This window comes from Erythrobacter mangrovi (assembly GCF_013260645.1).
Taxonomy (GTDB): Bacteria; Pseudomonadota; Alphaproteobacteria; order Sphingomonadales; family Sphingomonadaceae; genus Qipengyuania; species Qipengyuania mangrovi.
This window is the reverse complement of record NZ_CP053921.1, coordinates 1,872,007-1,889,804: the sequence shown is the minus strand read 5'-3', so window position 1 is coordinate 1,889,804 and position 17,798 is coordinate 1,872,007. Positions and strand designations below refer to the sequence as shown.

17 protein-coding genes, 1 tRNA gene and 1 pseudogene are annotated in these 17,798 nt (G+C 60.7%); 8 read left to right on the top strand and 11 right to left on the bottom strand.

The features are described 5' to 3' along the window. The first annotated feature begins 9 nt into the window (after window positions 1-9). The 7 genes from ntrC to HQR01_RS09620 all read left to right on the top strand — a co-directional run bounded on the left by ntrC (window position 10) and on the right by HQR01_RS09620 (window position 9,296). The gene (gene ntrC, locus HQR01_RS09650; protein ID WP_173214671.1) at window positions 10-1,422 is read left to right on the top strand and encodes a nitrogen regulation protein NR(I); all 1,413 of its coding nucleotides are present in this window, start codon (window positions 10-12) and stop codon (window positions 1,420-1,422) included. Window positions 1,423-1,484: 62 nt separating this feature from the next. Beyond that, window positions 1,485-3,695 (top strand): sensor histidine kinase, encoded by a 2,211-nt coding sequence (locus HQR01_RS09645; RefSeq protein ID WP_173214670.1) that lies wholly within the window; start codon window positions 1,485-1,487, stop codon window positions 3,693-3,695. Window positions 3,696-3,721: 26 nt separating this feature from the next. Continuing rightward, window positions 3,722-5,107: a nitrogen assimilation response regulator NtrX gene (gene ntrX / locus HQR01_RS09640; protein WP_173214669.1), complete on the top strand. Its 1,386-nt coding sequence runs from the start codon at window positions 3,722-3,724 to the stop codon at window positions 5,105-5,107. 165 nt (window positions 5,108-5,272) lie between these two features. Further along, window positions 5,273-5,815 carry an RNA chaperone Hfq gene (gene hfq / locus HQR01_RS09635; RefSeq protein ID WP_173214668.1) on the top strand — a complete coding sequence of 181 codons (543 nt, stop codon included), beginning with the start codon at window positions 5,273-5,275 and terminating at the stop codon, window positions 5,813-5,815. A 17-nt stretch (window positions 5,816-5,832) separates the two neighbouring features. Continuing rightward, on the top strand, window positions 5,833-7,125 hold the full coding sequence (gene hflX, locus HQR01_RS09630) for a GTPase HflX (RefSeq protein ID WP_173214667.1): 1,293 nt from the start codon (window positions 5,833-5,835) through the stop codon (window positions 7,123-7,125). Window positions 7,126-7,161: 36 nt separating this feature from the next. Then, complete coding sequence (locus tag HQR01_RS09625) at window positions 7,162-8,103, top strand: hydroxymethylglutaryl-CoA lyase (protein WP_173214666.1); 942 nt, start codon at window positions 7,162-7,164, stop codon at window positions 8,101-8,103. Further along, the gene (locus tag HQR01_RS09620; protein ID WP_173214665.1) at window positions 8,100-9,296 is read left to right on the top strand and encodes a CaiB/BaiF CoA transferase family protein; all 1,197 of its coding nucleotides are present in this window, start codon (window positions 8,100-8,102) and stop codon (window positions 9,294-9,296) included. The genes HQR01_RS09625 and HQR01_RS09620 overlap by 4 nt, the downstream gene beginning before the upstream one ends. Here HQR01_RS09620 and mazG read toward each other — a convergent pair. The 11 genes and pseudogenes from mazG to HQR01_RS09570 form a co-directional block, all read right to left on the bottom strand. Continuing rightward, the gene (mazG, locus tag HQR01_RS09615) at window positions 9,281-10,072 is read right to left on the bottom strand and encodes a nucleoside triphosphate pyrophosphohydrolase (protein WP_173214664.1); all 792 of its coding nucleotides are present in this window, start codon (window positions 10,070-10,072) and stop codon (window positions 9,281-9,283) included. The two genes, HQR01_RS09620 and mazG, sit on opposite strands and share 16 nt — an antisense overlap. Window positions 10,073-10,236: 164 nt before the next feature. After that, entirely contained in the window at window positions 10,237-10,404 is a 168-nt protein-coding gene (locus tag HQR01_RS09610) for a hypothetical protein (protein ID WP_173214663.1), read from the bottom strand. Continuing rightward, window positions 10,401-11,168 (bottom strand): MBL fold metallo-hydrolase, encoded by a 768-nt coding sequence (locus HQR01_RS09605; protein WP_173214662.1) that lies wholly within the window; start codon window positions 11,166-11,168, stop codon window positions 10,401-10,403. The genes HQR01_RS09610 and HQR01_RS09605 overlap by 4 nt, the downstream gene beginning before the upstream one ends. Then, window positions 11,165-11,941: a TatD family hydrolase gene (locus HQR01_RS09600; RefSeq protein ID WP_173214661.1), complete on the bottom strand. Its 777-nt coding sequence runs from the start codon at window positions 11,939-11,941 to the stop codon at window positions 11,165-11,167. The genes HQR01_RS09605 and HQR01_RS09600 overlap by 4 nt, the downstream gene beginning before the upstream one ends. After that, a complete protein-coding gene (gene metG, locus HQR01_RS09595; RefSeq protein WP_173214660.1) occupies window positions 11,941-13,506 on the bottom strand; it encodes a methionine--tRNA ligase in 1,566 nt (521 codons plus the stop codon). The genes HQR01_RS09600 and metG overlap by 1 nt, the downstream gene beginning before the upstream one ends. Next, window positions 13,499-14,449 carry a DNA polymerase III subunit delta' gene (locus HQR01_RS09590; RefSeq protein WP_173214659.1) on the bottom strand — a complete coding sequence of 317 codons (951 nt, stop codon included), beginning with the start codon at window positions 14,447-14,449 and terminating at the stop codon, window positions 13,499-13,501. Before HQR01_RS09590 ends, metG begins: the two co-directional genes overlap by 8 nt. Next, the gene (gene tmk, locus HQR01_RS09585; protein ID WP_173214657.1) at window positions 14,446-15,081 is read right to left on the bottom strand and encodes a dTMP kinase; all 636 of its coding nucleotides are present in this window, start codon (window positions 15,079-15,081) and stop codon (window positions 14,446-14,448) included. The genes HQR01_RS09590 and tmk overlap by 4 nt, the downstream gene beginning before the upstream one ends. Then, window positions 15,078-15,479 (bottom strand): hypothetical protein, encoded by a 402-nt coding sequence (locus HQR01_RS15430; RefSeq protein WP_407644606.1) that lies wholly within the window; start codon window positions 15,477-15,479, stop codon window positions 15,078-15,080. Before HQR01_RS15430 ends, tmk begins: the two co-directional genes overlap by 4 nt. 39 nt (window positions 15,480-15,518) lie before the next feature. Beyond that, window positions 15,519-16,187, bottom strand: a pseudogene (locus tag HQR01_RS15425) (D-alanyl-D-alanine carboxypeptidase family protein); the annotation flags it as partial. 84 nt (window positions 16,188-16,271) lie between these two features. Further along, window positions 16,272-16,382, bottom strand: coding sequence for an SPOR domain-containing protein (locus HQR01_RS15420; protein WP_173214655.1), 111 nt, complete (start codon window positions 16,380-16,382; stop codon window positions 16,272-16,274). Between the two features lie 183 nt (window positions 16,383-16,565). Continuing rightward, on the bottom strand, window positions 16,566-17,588 hold the full coding sequence (locus HQR01_RS09570; RefSeq protein WP_173214654.1) for a lytic murein transglycosylase: 1,023 nt from the start codon (window positions 17,586-17,588) through the stop codon (window positions 16,566-16,568). Between the two features lie 118 nt (window positions 17,589-17,706). On the opposite strand from HQR01_RS09570, the gene HQR01_RS09565 reads away from it, so the two are divergent. Beyond that, a tRNA-Ser gene (locus HQR01_RS09565) sits at window positions 17,707-17,796 on the top strand. The last annotated feature ends 2 nt before the right edge of the window (window positions 17,797-17,798 follow it).

Here is a 17,798-nt window from a genome sequence, read left to right as displayed (position 1 = left end):
GGGATAGAGATGACGCATTCGGTCCTATTGGTGGAGGATGACAAGGGCATCGCAACGGTCATTACCGAGGCACTGCGCGAGGAAGGCTATGACGTCACGACGTGCGAAAGCATTGCACGACGCGACGCCTTGCTGGCGGATGGCGGTTTCGACGTCATGCTGACTGACGTCATCCTCGAGGATGGCGACGGGCTGGCGTCGATCGACGTGGTCCGTGAATGCGCACCCGATATGCCGGTCATCGTCCTCTCGGCGCAGAACACTCTCGATACCGCTGTACGCGCCAGCGACAGTCGCGCCTTTGAGTATTTTCCCAAGCCTTTCGATCTCGACGAACTGACGCAGGCGGTGCGCCAGGCCGTCGCAAATCGCCCAAGCGTGTCGAACGGGGGGGAGAGTGATGAAGGCGCACTGCCTCTGATCGGTCGCAGCCCGGCGATGCAAGGCGTCTACCGCATGATCACGCGGGTCCTGCGTAACGATCTGACCGTGCTAGTGACCGGTGAAAGCGGTACTGGCAAAGAGTTGGTGGCCGAAGCAATCCACGAACTCGGCGCGCGGAAGACCGGTCCCTTCATTGCAGTCAACATGGCGGCAATCCCGCATGATCTGCTCGAGAGTGAGTTGTTCGGGCATGAACGTGGGGCATTCACCGGAGCGGTCAGCCAGCAAATCGGCAAGTTCGAGCAGGCCAATGGCGGCACGCTGTTCCTTGATGAAATCGGAGATATGCCGGCAGAGGCGCAGACGCGGTTGCTGCGCGCGCTCCAGTCGGGCCGAATTCGGCGTGTCGGGGGACGCCAGGAAATTGGCGTTGACGTGCGTATCATTGCAGCCACCAATCGCGACCTTGCGCCGATGATCGCCGACGGGCGATTCCGTGAAGATCTGTACTACCGCCTCAACGTGGTGCCTATTCACTTGCCTCCCCTGCGGGAGCGGCGTGAGGATATCGCGGCACTCGTTCGACATTTCCTGGTCCAGGCAGCCACCGAAGGACTCCCGCGAAGGCAGATCGGTGAGGATGCCATCGCGCGGCTTGCGGTACGCCAGTGGCCTGGCAACGTTCGCGAATTGCGCAATGTGGTCTTTCGCCTTGCATTGCTTGCCCGGGAAGACGTCATCGACGCCTCGACCGTTGAGGACTGTGTCCCTGCGGAGACGAGTGGAGGCGAGGCGCCCATTCGTGATGGCTTCGAAAGTGCGCTGGGCGAGTGGCTCGCAATCAACGGGCCGTCGCAGGGCACGCTCTATCATGCTGCGCTGGCCTCATTCGAGAAACCGCTTTTTGAACATGCCTTGCGTGAAACCGATGGCAACCAGCTTCGTGCTGCGCAGCTATTGGGTATCAATCGCAACACCCTGCGCAAGCGTCTTAGCGAGCTACGGATCGCCCCGGAATCCTTCGTCAAGCGTCGATAACGGGGCGTTTCGTCGCATTTCCACTTGCAGGATTGCAACACGGCTGTTGTAAGACGGCCACGATGGCGAGTCAGGCGCGTCCCCAGTCCCGATCGATCCCGCGCTGGTGGCGCAAGTTTATCGTGGCGTCACGGCGCGCCAATCTTTTCGGTTATCTTGAGGTCTTCTTCGGGGTCGCTTTCCTGGTCATGGTGGCGAGCACCTGGGCCGCGTTCACGACCGCTCCGCCCAATGGACAATTGCTGCCCAGTCGTCAGGTAGCGGGCCTGCTGATCGGTACATTGATCCCGGCGATGTCCTTGCTCGTATTGGCAGGGCGCCGCCTGGCATTGCGCCGCGCAGCGGGCAGCACGGCCAGGCTTCATGTTCGCCTTGTATTCTTCTTCTCGATGATTGCCGCAGTGCCGACACTGCTGGTTGCCGGCTTTGCGGCATTCTTGTTCCAGTCGGGCGTCGACTTCTGGTTCTCGGATAACTCACGCGGACTGATGGAGAATGCCAATCAGCTGGCGGAAAATTACTACGAGGAGAACCAGCTCGATCTGGGCAACGAGACCATATCCATGGCGATGGATATGCGCGCGATCCTCGAGCGGGTTCGGGTGACCGATCCTAACTTCGCACTTGTCTACCAATACCAGGCGGAACCGCGTGACGTTATCGAAAGCGCGATCCTCCAGGCATTGCCCGATGGATCGATGCGCACCGCGGTGGTCTATGGAATCTCCGAAGACAGCGATCCCAAGCCATTTGCCGAGAGTACCTTGTCCCGCTTGGCCAACGGCGAGCAGGTGGTGGTTCGTGGCAGCCCTGAACGCATCGAGGCGGTCGCTCCGATCGATCGCGATACTGGCATATACCTCTACACCGCGCGCAACGCCGAAGCGGCGAGCTTTCGAAGTTGGGAGAACGCTCGCTCGATTTCGACTGCCTATGACGAACTGACAAAGCGCGCTCGCGCGCTCCAACTGCGATTCAATCTCGCGCTGTTCTTCGTCAGTCTTGGCCTTGTGGGTGTGGCAGTGTGGTTTGCCTTACGTTTTGCCGATCGACAGGTCGAGCCCCTGACAGACCTCGTTGCAGCGGCACGCGAAGTCGGTGCCGGCAATTTCGCCCTGCGCGTGGAGGGTCGCACTGGCGCGGATGAAATCGGCTTGCTGAATCGGGCCTTCAACCGGATGACGTCGCAAATCGAACGGCAGACCGATGCGCTCGTTTCGGCGAATGCCGAATTGGAAGAACGGCGGGGCTTCATTGAGGCCGTTCTCGAGTCCGTCAGTGCAGGGATCATTTCGATCGATAGCGACCGCAATGTCCTGCTGATGAATGCTCCGGCGCAGGCGATGCTTATGGATGACGCCACGGCGCAACCGCAGCCGACCACGCTCTACGAGCTCGCGCCGCAAATCGCCGTCATGGTCGAGGCGAATTTGACCCACGGGGTGATCAGTCATTCGCGGCGCGGGGAACTGTTGACGCTGGCGGTCAAGCTCAGCCCGGAAGCGGAAGGACACGTGATTACCTTTGAGGATATCACGCGGCAGCTGCTGGACCAGCGCCAGGCCGCGTGGTCCGATGTCGCCCGGCGTATCGCCCATGAGATCAAGAATCCGCTGACGCCGATCCAGCTTGCAACTGAACGCCTCAGGCGCCGCTACCGCAAGCAGATCGAGCAGGACGGCGAGCTGTTCGACGAGCTTACCAGCACGATCATCCGGCAAGTCGGCGATTTGCGCAAAATGGTCGACGAGTTTTCAAGCTTCGCGCGCCTGCCCAAGCCGGTGTTCAGGCCGGAGGATGCACTCGATCTCGTGAGGCAGTCGCTATTCCTGCAGGAAGTCGGACACCCCGAAGTCAACTACAGCTTGCGCTGCAGCAGCGAAGGGCCGATCAGAATTCAGTGCGATCGGCACCAGTTTGGCCAAGCGGTCACCAATATCCTCAAGAATGCTTTTGAAGCGATCGAGGCCAAGGCGCAGAATGCCGAGCCGGATTACCGCGGGAAGATTGCGGTAACGGTGACCGAAAGCGAAAGCTCGCTGACGATCGCGATCGAAGACAATGGCATCGGGCTGCCGCAGGATCGCGAGCGGATCCTGGAACCCTACGTTACCACGCGCGAGAAGGGCACGGGCCTCGGTTTGGCGATCGTCAACAAGATCGTCGAGGAGCACGGAGGAGAGATGAACTTCTCCACTGTCGAGACCGGCGGCACTCGCGTCACCATGCGCTTTGCGCGAGATCCCCTTCCCGCCGCTGGGGAGGGACACTGAAGCAACATGATAAAGGGTAGCAGGCAATGGCTCTCGACATCCTGATCGTCGACGATGAACGCGATATTCGCGAACTCGTGGCCGGCGTGCTTAGCGATGAAGGCTATGAATGCCGCACGGCAGGCGACAGCACCAGTGCGCTCAACGAAGTCGACGCGCGGCGGCCGTCCTTGGTGTTGCTCGATGTCTGGCTCCACGGAAGCCCGATGGACGGGCTCGAAGTGCTCGACGCCATCAAGGTGCGCGAACCCGATCTTCCGGTCATTGTATTCTCGGGTCACGGGAATATCGACACGGCTGTGAGCGCGGTGAGCCGCGGCGCAGTGGATTTCATAGAGAAGCCGTTCGAGGCGGAACGCTTGCTGCACTTGGTCGGCCGTGCAACCGAAACGGAGCGGCTGAGGCGTGAAAACTCCCGCTTGCGGGAGGGCATGGCCCAGGGCGGAGAGTTTCAGGGAAACTCGGCGGCGATCAATGCCGTCCGCGCGACGCTGAAGCGGGTGGCGAGCACCGGCAGCCGCGTGTTGATCAGTGGTCCCGCCGGGACCGGCAAGGAAGTGGCAGCGCGACTGTTGCACAGCTGGAGCCCGCGCGCCGATAAGGCCTTCGTTATCGTCAATTCGGCGCGCATTACACCCGAACGCTTCGAGGAAGAGCTGTTTGGCGAGGAAGCCGAAGGCAAGCTTGTGCGCCCGGGCCTGTTGGAGCTGGCCGACGGGGGTACTCTATATCTGGATGAAGTGGCGGATATGCCTTTGTCGACCCAGGCGCGTATCCTGCGCGTGCTGACTGAACAGAGTTTCGTCCGCGTCGGCGGATCGCGCCAGATCGGGGTCGACGTGCGCGTAGTCTCATCGACAGCGCGCGACCTGCACAAGGAAATGGAAGAAAAGCGCTTCCGCGAAGATCTGTTCTACCGGCTCAATGTGGTGCCGGTAGAGGTTCCATCACTGTCCGAACGACGTGACGATATCCCTGCCTTGGCCGAGACCTTCTTTACCCACTACGCGGCGGAGCAGGGTATTCGCCCGCCAACCATAAGCGAGGAGGCGATGGCCGCGCTCCAGGCGTATGACTGGCCGGGCAATGTCCGCCAGCTACGAAATGTGGTGGAACGCACGATCATCCTGACGCCACGCGATCAACTTGAAGAGATTGAGGCCGCCATGCTCCCCGAGGAAGTACTTGGCGGCAAGCTAGGCGGAAACAGCGGTGTTGCAGCCTTGATGGGTGCGCCACTGAGGGAAGCGCGAGAGAATTTCGAACGCGAGTACCTGGCGATCCAGATCCGGCGGTTTTCGGGCAATATTTCGAAAACGGCATCCTTCATCGGGATGGAGCGTTCGGCGCTGCACCGAAAGCTGAAGCTGCTGGGGATGGCCGACAAGAAGCCGGGCGATCGGAAAGGCTGAATTCGGCCAAATCCTTACTCCTTCGACGAAAAGCAATACAATCATTGCGAAAATTGGCGGAGATCGCCTAAATATGTTGTGCACGGCGTTCTGCCATGCGCATTCGGGTGCGGTGGGCGCCCAGTCGCGGATAACCCTGTCCGCCAAAAATATGGAGAGACAGAAATGTCCGAACGTACCCTATCTGCCCGTCCGCGACCGGCAAAGTCCGCGAGTGGGGACGGCGGAGGGCAGCGGCAAGGTAATCTACAGGACGCATTCCTGAACCTTCTGCGCAAAAACAAGACCCCCGTAACGATGTTCCTCGTCAAGGGCGTGAAGCTCCAGGGCATCGTGACATGGTTCGACAACTTCTCGATCCTGCTGCGTAGGGATGGGCAGTCTCAGCTTGTCTACAAGCACGCGATCAGCACGATCATGCCGGCGCAGCCCGTGGATGCTTCCCAGTTCGTCAGTCAGAATTCGAACGCTCGCCAGCGCCTGCTGCAGGACGTGTTCCTTACGCGTGTCCGCGAGGCTGAGGCGCAGGTGACCATGTTCCTGGTCAATGGTGTGATGTTGCAGGGCAAGATCGCGGCATACGACCTTTTCTGCATGCTGCTCGAACGTGACGGCTACGTCCAGCTGGCTTACAAGCACGCTGTATCCACGATCCAGCCGACCACGCCGGTCGACCTGACCGAGGATTGGGAAGAGAGCGCCAGCTGAGTTTCGACGATGATTTGATGGGCGAGGTTTCGCGCGGTGCGCGGGCCCTTGTCGTGTGCCCGGATATCCGCGGGATCAGCTATGACCTCGATACGGAGTCTCGCTTGGCAGAAGCCGAAGGGCTCGCGCTGGCCATTGGCATCGTAGTTGCGGACAGCTTTACCTTGCCCGTCCGGCAGGTTCGCCCGAACCTGTTGTTCGGCGCCGGTCAGGTAGAGAATATCCGGATCGCCTGCGAGCAGGAGCAGGCCGAACTTGTGGTTGTCGACGGTGCATTAAGCCCGATCCAGCAGCGCAACCTGGAGGAAAAGCTTGGCCGCAAGGTGATCGACCGTACCGGCCTGATCCTCGAAATCTTCGGCGAACGCGCGGCGACAGCCGAAGGGCGGTTGCAGGTCGAACTGGCGCATCTCGATTACCAGCAAAGCCGCCTTGTCCGCAGTTGGACACACCTCGAACGCCAGCGCGGTGGCTTCGGTTTTCTCGGTGGTCCCGGCGAAACGCAGATCGAAGCCGACCGTCGGATGATCCGCCAGCGAATGGGCAGGCTGCGCAAGGAACTCGAGCAGGTTCGCAAGACACGTGGCCTTCATCGTGAACGACGCGAGCGAGCGCCTTGGCCGGTAATTGCACTGGTCGGCTATACCAATGCCGGCAAGTCGACACTGTTCAATCGGTTGACGGGCGCGGAAGTCATGGCCGAAGATCTGCTTTTTGCCACGCTCGACCCGACCATGCGGGCCATTGCCTTGCCGGGCGTTGAGAAGGCGATCCTCTCGGATACAGTCGGTTTCATTTCCGACCTGCCGACGCAGCTTGTCGCAGCCTTCCGCGCCACACTGGAAGAAGTCACCGCGGCGGATGTGATTTGCCACGTCAGGGACATGTCGAACCCTTCAAGCGATGCGCAGAAGAAGCAGGTGTTGCAGGTTCTGGCCGACCTAGGCGTCGTTGACGGGCAAGGGGAGACCACTCGTATTCCGATCGTCGAGGCATGGAACAAGCTCGATCTTCTCGGATCCGAAGACCGTGCCGAGTTGTTGGAGGTTGCTGCGGCTGAAGACGATATCGTGGCGATCTCCGCCTTGACGGGGGAGGGGCTGGAGAACCTGCTCGCGCGCCTGGATAGCTTGTTGACCTCGGCTGCACGCACCTATGAGCTGGAACTGGCTGCTGGAGACGGACGCAGGCTGGCGTGGCTGCATCAACATGGCAATGTCCTAGCCGACGAGGCGAAGGGTGACACAGGAAAGCGCCGCATCGTGGTCAAGCTTTCAGAGAAGGACTTCGGCCGCTACCAAAGCCTGTAGGGGCAACTACACAGGCGGGGCGGAGCGCAAGGGACCATGGCTGAGGAATACCCATCCGCTATCGAAATGGTCGAAGTTGGCCCCCGTGACGGATTGCAGAACGAAAAGCTGCTTGTCTCGACCGAGGACAAGCTTGCGCTGATCGAACGCGCCATCGCTGCGGGATCCCGGCGTATCGAGGTCGCCAGCTTCGTGAACCCAAGGGCAGTGCCGCAAATGGCCGATGCGGAACTGGTTTGCGAAGGCCTGACGCAGCGGGACGATGTTACATACATCGGTCTGGTCATGAACGATCGCGGGGCGGAGCGCGCGATAGGTACGGGGCGGATCGACCAGCTCGGCGCCGTCGCGGTGGCCACCGACCGTTTTGCGATGGCTAATCAGGGGCAGACCAGTCAAGGGTCGGTCGAAGCCGCGCGCGCGATTATCGCCCGCGCCCGATCCGCGGGTCTGACCGGTCAGGCAACGATTGCGGTTGCTTTTGGCTGTCCGTTCGAAGGCGAAGTCAGCCAAGACAGGATCGTGGCGATGGCTGCGGCCATTGCCGAAGTGCAACCGGAGGAAATTGGCCTAGCCGACACGGTCGGCGTCGCTGATCCGGCGCATGTCGCACGCCTTGTAGAGCAGGTGCGCGAGGCGGTCGCGCCGATCCCCGTGCGAGTGCATTTCCATAACACACGCGGCACGGGCCTTGCGAATGTGTGGGCTGCCATTGGCGTCGGCGCGCGGATCGTAGACGCCTCGATTGGTGGCATCGGCGGTTGCCCCTTTGCCCCTGCCGCAACGGGCAATGTCGCAACTGAGGATGTGGCCTATATGCTCGAGCGAGCAGGAATTCAGACCGGCCTCGATCTGGAAGTCCTTCTGTCATCGAACCACTGGCTCGCTGAGGTCATGGGCAGGCAGTTGCCCTCGATGGTGGGCAGGGCGGGCCTGTTCCCGCGTCCTGGCACGACACCGGGAGAGAGTGTGGCATGACCTCTTCTACACCCGGTGCCCTTGCGGGGCTGCGCGTCGTCGAACTTGGGCAGTTGATCGCCGGGCCCTTTTGCGGCCAATTGCTTGGCGACATGGGCGCAGAGGTGATCAAGATCGAGCCGCCGGGGGCGGGCGATCCGATGCGCGAGTGGGGGCAGGGTGCCGAGAAGGTCCAATGGGAGGTGATCGCGCGCAACAAGCGCTCGGTCACCTGCAACCTGCGGATGCCGGAAGGTCAGCAGCTTGCTCGGCGACTGATCCAGACTGCGGACGTGGTGGTAGAAAACTTCAAGCCTGGAACCCTCGAGAGGTGGAGTCTCGCTCCCGATGAACTGCTCGCGGCCAAGCCACCGCTTATCATAGTGCGCATGTCGGGATACGGGCAGGACGGGCCTTATTCGGATCGGGCCGGCTTTGGCGGTATTGGCGAAGCGATGGGCGGTTGGCGTTATATCGTGGGCGATCCGGATCGACCGCCAGCGCGAATGGGTATCTCCATCGGCGACACGCTTTGCGCGACCTACGGCACGATGGGCGTGCTCGCAGCGCTGCATCACCGTGAAAAGACGGGCGAGGGGCAGGTTATAGACGCGGCGCTATACGAAGCGGTGCTGCAGGTCATGGAGGGGCTGGTCCCCGAATACGACTATAATGGCTACATCCGCGAACGCTCAGGTTCGATCCTGCCAGGCATTGCACCATCCAACGTCTATTCCTGCAAGGACGGGCCCTTCATGATTGGGGCAAACAAGGATGGGATATTTGCCCGACTGGCAGAGGCGATGGGGCAACCCGAATTGGCCCAGGACCCACGCTATGCGACCCATCTTGCGCGCGGCCAGAACCAGGAAGAGCTCGACGGCCTGATCAATGCGTGGACCTCGACACTGACGATGGACGAGGTTGACGAAGCGATGATCGCACATTCGATCCCCGCGGGCAGGGTTTATACGGCGAAGGACATGCTGGCTGACCCGCATTTCCAGGCCAGACAGGCAATCGTCGAGGTAGAGACGCAGACCCGCGGAGCGATCAGGATGCAGAACGCCTTTCCCAAGCTGTCCAAGACCCCGTCATCCATCCGGCGCCCAGCGCCTGCGGTGCCGGGACAGGATAACTTGGAGATCTATGGTTCGCTTTTGGGCATGAGTGGGGATGAAGTTGCGCGGCTAGCGGCTCAGGGTGTTATCTGATCGTCTGTCAACTTGCGTTCCCGAGCCTTGACGTGCTGCCAATATTCTTCCTGCTCGTCGAGCGAGAGCGCCGCAAATTCATGACCTTGAACTGCAGATAACCGCTCCATCTGTCTGAATCGCTTCTCGAATTTCGCGTTCGAGGCGCGTAGCGCCTGTTCAGGATCGACACCATAGCGACGGATGATGTTGACCATGACAAAGAGGACATCGCCCGCCTCCATGAGGCGATCCTCGTCGGATTGAGCCGCTTCCAGTTCCTCGATCTCTTCCTGGAGCTTCTCGAGCGGACCTTTCACGTCGTGCCATTCGAACCCGACGCGCGCAGCCCGTTTCTGTAGTTTGTGTGAGCGCAGCAATGCTGGCAGGGCCAGTGCAACGCCGTCCATGGCGCTAGTCGATCCCGAAGCCTCTCGTTCGGCCGCCTTGAGATCTTCCCAACGGGCATCTTCCATCACGCCGTCTTCCTCACCGAAGATATGTGGGTGGCGTGCTTCCATCTTATCCGAAATGTCGCGGGCGACGTCCTCGAACGCGAAGTGTCCAGCCTCTTCGGCCATGCGTGCGTGGAAGACGACTTGGAACAGAAGATCGCCAAGTTCGCCGCGAAGGTCGTTCATGTCGTCCCGCGCAATCGCGTCGGCGACCTCGTAGGCTTCCTCGATCGTATAGGGTGCGATTGTGCGGAAATTCTGTGCCGTATCCCACTCGCATCCATGCTGTGGGTCACGGAGCCTCGCCATGATTGCGAGAAGGCGGTTCAATTGATCAGACATGATCCTCGCATAGCCTGCGATGTAATGGTGTCAAAGCGGGGGCAGTGAGAGGTGTTGAGCGTGTGAGGCAATTAAAGAGGATAATACATATTATGTAAAATGCCGATGCGGTCGAGAGGCGGCAACTTCCCCTCATGATCTCCCGATTGAGCAGTTAGGCTCCGCTACCTCACGAAATCGATGAACAAGATCACGATCGCAAAAATCCCCGCCCAGGCACCCGCCATGTAGAGCGCCTTCTGCCAGCCCACATTAAACCGCTGAAACCCCGCAATGTTCAAGATGAGGAAACCGATTAGCGGTATCAACGCCATAATCTGCAACTCGCTCAAGCAGCCAGCTCCAATCCATCGTATCCAACGATCACGCCTTTGGGCACTTCATCGCATAAGCTACGGTAATCCATGCTTTTGTCGAGATGCGTCAGCACCGTCTTCCGCGCGCGGGTCTTCTGGGCGAGCTCCAGTGCCATATCGAGATGCGCATGCGTAGGATGCGGTCGACGACGCAGGCAGTCCACCACCAGGATATCGGCGCCGCTGAAGCAGGCGACCATATCTGCAGTGATGGTGCTGAAATCCGTGGCGTAGACGATCGTCTTGCCGTCCGCTTCGAAGCGGAAGCCCGTACTTGTCACTGGGCCATGCGGCATTTCGACGAAGTCGAAAGAAAATCCTGCAACCAGATGAATTGCATCGAATTCCTTGAGATCCATCAACGTCGGATACCCATGCTGGCCTTCGAACACATAGTCGAAGCGCTTCCGCAGCCGCGCGCAAGTCCCTTTGCTCGCAAATCCCGGTAGCGGATTGCTCCGATCATACCGCATGACCCGCAGGTCATCGATACCGTGGCAATGGTCGGCATGATCATGCGTCCAAAATACGGCATCAACCTTCCCAATTCCATTGGCAAGAAGTTGAGCTCTCAGATCCGTCGACGTATCGACCAGTATTCGCTGACCCGCTTCGTTCTCGATCAGGATCGACACTCGTGTGCGGCGGTTGCGCGGTTCTTCCGGGTCGCATTCACCCCAATCGTTGCCAATCCGTGGTACCCCGGTCGAGGTGCCAGAGCCGAGCATCAGCAGCTTCATACAGCGGCCTTGCTGAAAAGATCGAAGAAGTTCCGGGTCGTGTAGGCCGCAAGTTCTTCCAAGGATTCGCTTCGCAATTCAGCAATGAAAGAGGCCGTGTCGCGAACATAACCTGGCTCACAGCTCTTCCCACGATGTGGTACAGGTGCAAGGAAGGGACTGTCCGTTTCGACCAGCAGCCGATCCTGCGGTACTGTCCTCGCTACCTCTTGCAAGTCCTTGGCATTCTTGAATGTCACGATGCCTGAGAGCGAGATGGATAGCCCCAGTTCTAGTACCTGCTCGCCAAACTCTGCTGAAGCCGTGAAACAATGGATCAACGCTGGGAAGGCGCCCTGCCCCATTTCATCCGAAAGGATCGCCAGGGTGTCGTCTTCGGCATCGCGCGTATGGATAATCACCGGCAGGCCCGTTTCCCGCGCGACGTTGATGTGTATCCGGAACAGGCGCTGCTGGGCCGCACGGTCCGAATGATCATAGTAATAGTCGAGCCCGGTTTCCCCGATCCCGATTACCTTGGGGTCGCGGGTCGCCTCGAGCAACTCCTCTCGCGTCAGGTCTAAATGCTGGTCCGCATTGTGCGGATGCACGCCCACGCTGGCAAAGACATCAGGATTGCCCCGCGCGGTTCCGACGACCTGATCCCACTCTTCGCGCTTGGTCGAGATGTTCAGGAAGGCCTTAACACCAGCTTCGCGGGCCCGTGCGAGGACCCCGTCCTGATCGTCGACCAGGCCTTTGTACTCGAGGTGGCAGTGACTATCGACCAGCATCACTCGGCCTCGGCGGGGGCTTCCAGACGGGGAAATACCGGCGTTGGCGCGGCGATTGAATGTCCCTGCGCGACGAGCGCCTCAAACCAGCCACTATCGTCCAGCGCCGCGTAGTTCCGCGCCTCGGCGGGAATGCCGAGCATGTCGAGTACCGCAGCGGCCTTGCTTGGCACCACGGGCTGGATGGCGATGGCAAGGTCGCGGATGGCGATGTACAGTGTCAGCAACACCGCCTTCATCCGTTCGGGGTCGGTCTTCTTGAGTGTCCAGGGCGCCTGTTCATCGACGTATTGGTTGCAGGCATAGACCGCGCGCATCCAGGCTTCGATACCGACACTGAAATTGAGCTTCTCGAACTCCTGCGGAAGTTCCGCCCCGCAGGCGTTAGTGACCTTGGCCAGCAGGTCATCGTCCGCCGCAGCGCTCTCGAAGGCTTCCAGCCGTCCATCCATATTCTTGGCGATCATCGACAGCGTGCGCTGGGCCAAATTGCCGAAGCTGTTGGCGAGCTCGGCATTGCAGCGCGTAACTATGGCTTCGGCCGAATAGCTCCCGTCCTGGCCAAAAGCGATTTCGCGCATGAAGAAATAGCGCAGATTGTCGACGCCATACTGTTCGGCCAGTTCAAGCGGATCGACCACGTTGCCGGCGCTCTTGCTCATCTTGCCGCCATCGCGTGCGAGCAGGAAGCCGTGGCTGAAAACATGTTTGGGCAGTGGCAGACCCGCGCTCATCAGGAACGCTGGCCAGTAGACCGTGTGGAACCGCGTAATGTCCTTGCCGATCATGTGGATGTTGGCCGGCCAATACCGCTGGAACATTTCGCCGGTGGCATCGGGGAAACCTACGCCGGTCAGATAGGTCGTCAGCGCGTCGACCCAGACGTACATTACGTGACCTTCGCTGTCGGGTACGGGCACGCCCCAGTTAAAACTGGTCCGCGAGACGCTAAGATCCTTCAATCCGCCTTCGACGAAGCGCATCACTTCATTGCGGCGGCTCTCGGGTCGAATGAAATCCGGATTGTCGCGATAGAGTGCGAGCAGTTTGTCCTGATAGGCGGAGAGGCGGAAGAACCAGGTCTCCTCTGCGGTCCATTCCACCGGAGTTCCCTGCGGCGACAGTTTCGCCCCGCCCTCGCCCGCAACCAGTTCGCTCTCATCATAGAAGGCTTCATCCCGGACGGAGTACCATCCCTCGTAGCGGTCGAGGTAGAGATCACCGGCCGCCTGCATGCGCTTCCACAGCTCGACGCTGGCCGCCTTGTGGCGATCCTCGCTTGTTCGCACGAATTCATCGTAGGAGAGATCGAGGCGGTCCGCCATGTCGCGGAAATGGCCAGACATTTCATCCGCAAGATCGATTGTCGCGCGACCCTGGTTGCGCGCGGTCTGATCCATCTTCAGCCCATGCTCGTCCGTGCCGGTGACGAAGCGAACATCGCGTCCCCGCAGGCGCTGGAAGCGCGCCATGACATCGGTTGCGATCCCCTCATAGGCGTGCCCGATATGCGGGCGGCCATTGGGGTAGTTGATCGCGGTGGTAATGTAAAAACTGTCAGCCATCGGCCCGCTCGCTAGCCTTGGCAGCGTTCGCGAGCAAGGTGCCGATTTCCATCGCAAGCAATCCGGCGTCGAAGTTGTAGGTCGGTTGCTCGCCAGTCAAGCGCACGAGTTCGGCATGTGCGTCTATCGCGGGGCGCGGATCGGCTTCCGTTCCGTCGAGCCGCCTGACCAGTTCGGCACGTGCCAGATCGAGTACCGCCTGCAGCCGCTCACGGTCGGGCCGGGCCCCGATCGCTCCCGCCAATCTCCCACGCAAGGCGAAGTCACGATCACCTTCGCTCAGGATACGCCCCATCAGCTCTGCTACTTCGCCCAGCTCCAGCTCGACGAAATCGCGCGCAGCTCCTGGCGAACCTGCTGCCGCGGCGATCGCCGCGGTGCGAGTTGCCGCGTTGGCCAGTGGTGCCAATTCCGCCAACAAGCGATCCATTTCGGCGTCGGACACTGTGGGGAAGCGAAGGACTCGGCAACGCGAGCGAATGGTCGGGAGCAACCGTGCCGGACTGTGTGCGACCAGGAGAAAGAATGTCCCGACGGGCGGCTCTTCCAGGCTCTTGAGCAGTGCATTGGCGGCGTTACGCTCGAGATCGTCGGCCGGATCGATGATGATGGCACGGCGGCTGCCCACTGTAGGGCGCGTCGTCAGCCGCTGCTGCATGGAACGAACCTGCGCGATGCGAATGCTGCGCGCGAGTTCGAAAGGCTTGCCATCGGCGCGCTTGCGTTCCTCCTTGTCGTCCTTCGGCCCATGCGTCAGCACGATGATATCCGGATGATGGTCTTGCCCGGGCGCCGCTCCGACAAGTTCACGGGCCGCAGCTAGGGCGAAGCTTGCCTTGCCGACACCCCTGCGACCGGCAAGCAGCCAGGCATGATGCATCCGCGAACCGGCCATGGCCTCGCGCCATTCCCGCCAGGCCTCATCGTGTCCCAGCAGGGTCATGGAGATTCCAGCAGGGGTGCAATGACCTGCATCACGCGCGCGTGGACCTGCTCCACATCCCCTGCACCGTCGACGATCCGGAATCTCCCTGGATCGGCTTCTGCGAAGGCAAGGAAGGCGGCGTTGACCGATGCATGGTATTCACTTGCACGGCCACCGATTGCGTCCGGTCCGCCCACATCCCGCGCAGCCAAACGTCGAGAGACATCCTCTAACGGGGCTTCGATCACGATGGTCAGGTCGGGCAACAACCCCTCGCTGCCGAATTGATGCAGGGAGAGGATGCGTTCGTCCCCCAAGCCGCCGGCGACTCCCTGATATGCGCGGCTCGAATCGACAAAGCGATCGCACACAACCCAGCTGCCTCGCTCCAAGGCCGGGCGAATGCGGTGCGTGACGTGATCGGAACGCGCCGCGGCGAAAAGCAGAGCCTCCGCTTCCCTGCTCCACCCTTCACCGGGTGGGTGGAGCAACAGCGTTCGGACCGCTTCGGCGCCAGGCGTTCCGCCAGGCTCGCGAGTGAAGTCGACTGCAAGCCCGCGTGCAGAAAGTGCCTCGGCCAGCAACTTCGCCTGGGTCGATTTGCCCATGCCTTCGCCGCCTTCGAAGGTAATGAAGCGACCCCGGGTCACGTGACCCAGCCCCGAAAGCCATTGATGAGGCGTTGGAAGGCATTCGCCTTGGGAACGTCACCGTCAGCCACCAATGGCAATCGCGCTTTTGGCATGCCTTCGATCTCGACGATCAGTTCTGCGACTTCCTCACCGGCGCGGACGGGTGCCTGCAGGGGGCCTTCGTAGCGCACGGAAATCGAGACCCTGGGCTTTGTGTCATGAGGCACGACAATACTGATCGGACCCTTGCCCCGAAGCCCCACTGTGGGGCTTGCGCCGTCTTGGACCCGCGCTTCGGTTACCTGGGCGCCCTGCGGGAACAGGGGAAGGCTGTCGAAGGACGCAAACCCCCATTCGATGAAGGATCTGGCGGCCTTGTTGCGGTCCCTTCCCGTCGGACTGCCGGCCACCACCATGATCAGGCGCTGTCCATCGCGCTCCGCGGAGCCCAGGAAGCCAAACCCAGCCTGGTTAGTGAAGCCTGTCTTGATCCCATCTGCCCCAGGGACGATTCCTGAAATCGGGTCGTGGTTACGCTGCGTGATATTGTTGTAGCGGAAGGTCTGGGCTCCGACGAAATGGCGATATTTGGCCGGATGCCGCGAGATCATCGCCTGGGCCAGCAGCGCAAGATCGCGCGCACTGGTGAAGGTTCGTCCCTCGTCCATCCATCCATTGGGCGTGCCGTAATAGGTATCACGCATGCCCAATTCGCGAGCCTTGGCGTTCATGGCCGCGATCCAATCCTGCACCGAGCCTGCCGCGCCTTCAGCCAGGACTACGGCACCGTCATTGGCGGAGACCGTCGTCACTCCGTGCAGAAGATCATCGGCAGTCACTCGCGCGTCGGGCGGGAGAAACATGGTTGAGCCCACGCGACTCCACGCCTTGAAGGTTTCGGGCCGCACTCCGAAGATCTGTTGCGGCAACAAGCGTCCCTCTTCCATCCATTCGAAGGCTAGGAAGGTGGTCATTACCTTCGTGATGGATGCCGGCATAAAGCGCCGATCTTCTTCGCGTGCGAACAGCACCTGCCCGCTGGTGGCATCGAATAGATAGGCGATCGGCGCGTCTTCGACCGAGGGGATCGATGGCGTGTTCGACGACCGCGCGCCAAGAGGCATAGGCGCGGTCGCAATGGCGAGGCCGATCAGGGAAATCGTGGTCTTGCGCAAGTCTGCTCCCATGCCGGGCGCAGCGCCGGCGTGTCAGTCGATAGTCTTGATTAAGGCGTCGCTATAACCTTGAGCGTGCAGCTTGGCGAGCGCCTCGGCCGCCTGTCCACGACTTGGGAAGAGACCGATCCTGACCAATGCCAACCTGCCCGCGTCCTCTACACAACCACCGAGCTTTCGATGGTGAATGGGTCGCCAACCGAGATGGGTTAGTCAGCCGCCGGGTCCTTGGTTGCCCCTGCCGGTTGTCGCGAGACTGGCTGAGTAAGCCCAGCCGCGGAGCCCAGCAACATCGCGCCCGCAACTATGCATTTTATCCATCTAGATTTATTGTGCAATTTCATCCGCTAGCAGTCCCACGCTCATCGCGTAGTAGTTCGAACAATTGTATTCGAGGATGACGCGGTAGTTTGAAGTCAGCAGCCATGCCCGGGTGCCCGGGCCGTCTGGCTGGAATAGCGTCACCAAGGTTTCCGGAGCCAAGGCACGCTGCGGCTGCACACCCAGCGCGCGCCATTCCGAAACCGTCTTGTACATGCTGTGACGCTCGTGAACCCGCTCGCAAACAGGCGCCTGGATCTTGGTACGGTAGGACCCGACATCAAAACCCGATGGTACGGACGCAGCGACGCCCCATGGTTGCCCAGATCGCCAACCCGCATCTCGAAAGTAGTTGGCAATCGACGCGAGCGCGTCGGCACCATTGTTCATGATGTCGGCGCGTCCGTCGCCGTCACCATCCGCTGCAAGACGAAGGTACACCGAAGGCAGGAACTGCGGATTGCCGAATGCTCCAGCCCAACTGCCCTTCAGGTCGCTGCGAGAATAGCCCTTGTCCGCCACCTTGAGCAGGTCGACGAACTCAGCCGCGAAGAGGTCTCGTCGCCGCCCTTCCCACGCCAATGTCGCAAGCGCTTGCGACAGATCGAACCCGCCCTTGACGGAGCCATAGGCTGTCTCATGGCCCCAGATCGCAACCAGGATCTCGCCGGGAACGCCATACTCGCGCTCGATGGCAGCCAATCGCCCCTGGTAATTGGCATAGGCCCGTCGCCCGCCACCAATGCGTGCAGCATCTACGTGAGTCGCGATATAGGGGGCAACCAGGGGATAACCGGTGCGAGTCGGTGTGCCCGGTTGCGACCGATCGAGCTCGATTACGCGGTAATTCGGTGAAAGGCCCTCCGTCATTCGCAGGATCGTCGCTTCCGATACGCCTTCTGCGCGAGCCCTGGCGATCAGCAATTGCATGTATGCGTCGAATGACAGCCCCTCCTGCGCCACAGCGGGGCCGGAGGTAAGGACCAGGGCAAGAGAAGCGAGAGTGGTAGCCAAGCGACGCGCGATCATTAGGGGATTGTCGCAGACCGCAGATGAATGGCAAGTGTCGCGTGTCGCAGGGAAAATTTATTTCGGCGATAGACGGGCGTGACAAGTGCCGCGTCGGACGCTAGCCGGGCCAAATCGCGGACAGGTGGCAGAGTGGTTGAATGCAGCGGTCTTGAAAACCGCCGTGGGTGCAAGCCCACCGTGGGTTCGAATCCCACCCTGTCCGCCAGA

Coding starts and splice junctions, on each gene's coding strand:
- ntrC (WP_173214671.1), top strand. CDS start 10: ATGACGCATTCGGTCCTATTGGTGGAGGATGACAAGGGCATCGCAACG.
- HQR01_RS09645 (WP_173214670.1), top strand. CDS start 1,485: ATGGCGAGTCAGGCGCGTCCCCAGTCCCGATCGATCCCGCGCTGGTGG.
- ntrX (WP_173214669.1), top strand. CDS start 3,722: ATGGCTCTCGACATCCTGATCGTCGACGATGAACGCGATATTCGCGAA.
- hfq (WP_173214668.1), top strand. CDS start 5,273: ATGTCCGAACGTACCCTATCTGCCCGTCCGCGACCGGCAAAGTCCGCG.
- hflX (WP_173214667.1), top strand. CDS start 5,833: ATGGGCGAGGTTTCGCGCGGTGCGCGGGCCCTTGTCGTGTGCCCGGAT.
- HQR01_RS09625 (WP_173214666.1), top strand. CDS start 7,162: ATGGCTGAGGAATACCCATCCGCTATCGAAATGGTCGAAGTTGGCCCC.
- HQR01_RS09620 (WP_173214665.1), top strand. CDS start 8,100: ATGACCTCTTCTACACCCGGTGCCCTTGCGGGGCTGCGCGTCGTCGAA.
- mazG (WP_173214664.1), bottom strand. CDS start 10,072: ATGTCTGATCAATTGAACCGCCTTCTCGCAATCATGGCGAGGCTCCGT.
- HQR01_RS09605 (WP_173214662.1), bottom strand. CDS start 11,168: ATGAAGCTGCTGATGCTCGGCTCTGGCACCTCGACCGGGGTACCACGG.
- HQR01_RS09600 (WP_173214661.1), bottom strand. CDS start 11,941: ATGCTGGTCGATAGTCACTGCCACCTCGAGTACAAAGGCCTGGTCGAC.
- metG (WP_173214660.1), bottom strand. CDS start 13,506: ATGGCTGACAGTTTTTACATTACCACCGCGATCAACTACCCCAATGGC.
- HQR01_RS09590 (WP_173214659.1), bottom strand. CDS start 14,449: ATGACCCTGCTGGGACACGATGAGGCCTGGCGGGAATGGCGCGAGGCC.
- HQR01_RS15430 (WP_407644606.1), bottom strand. CDS start 15,479: ATGGTGGTGGCCGGCAGTCCGACGGGAAGGGACCGCAACAAGGCCGCC.
- HQR01_RS09570 (WP_173214654.1), bottom strand. CDS start 17,588: ATGATCGCGCGTCGCTTGGCTACCACTCTCGCTTCTCTTGCCCTGGTC.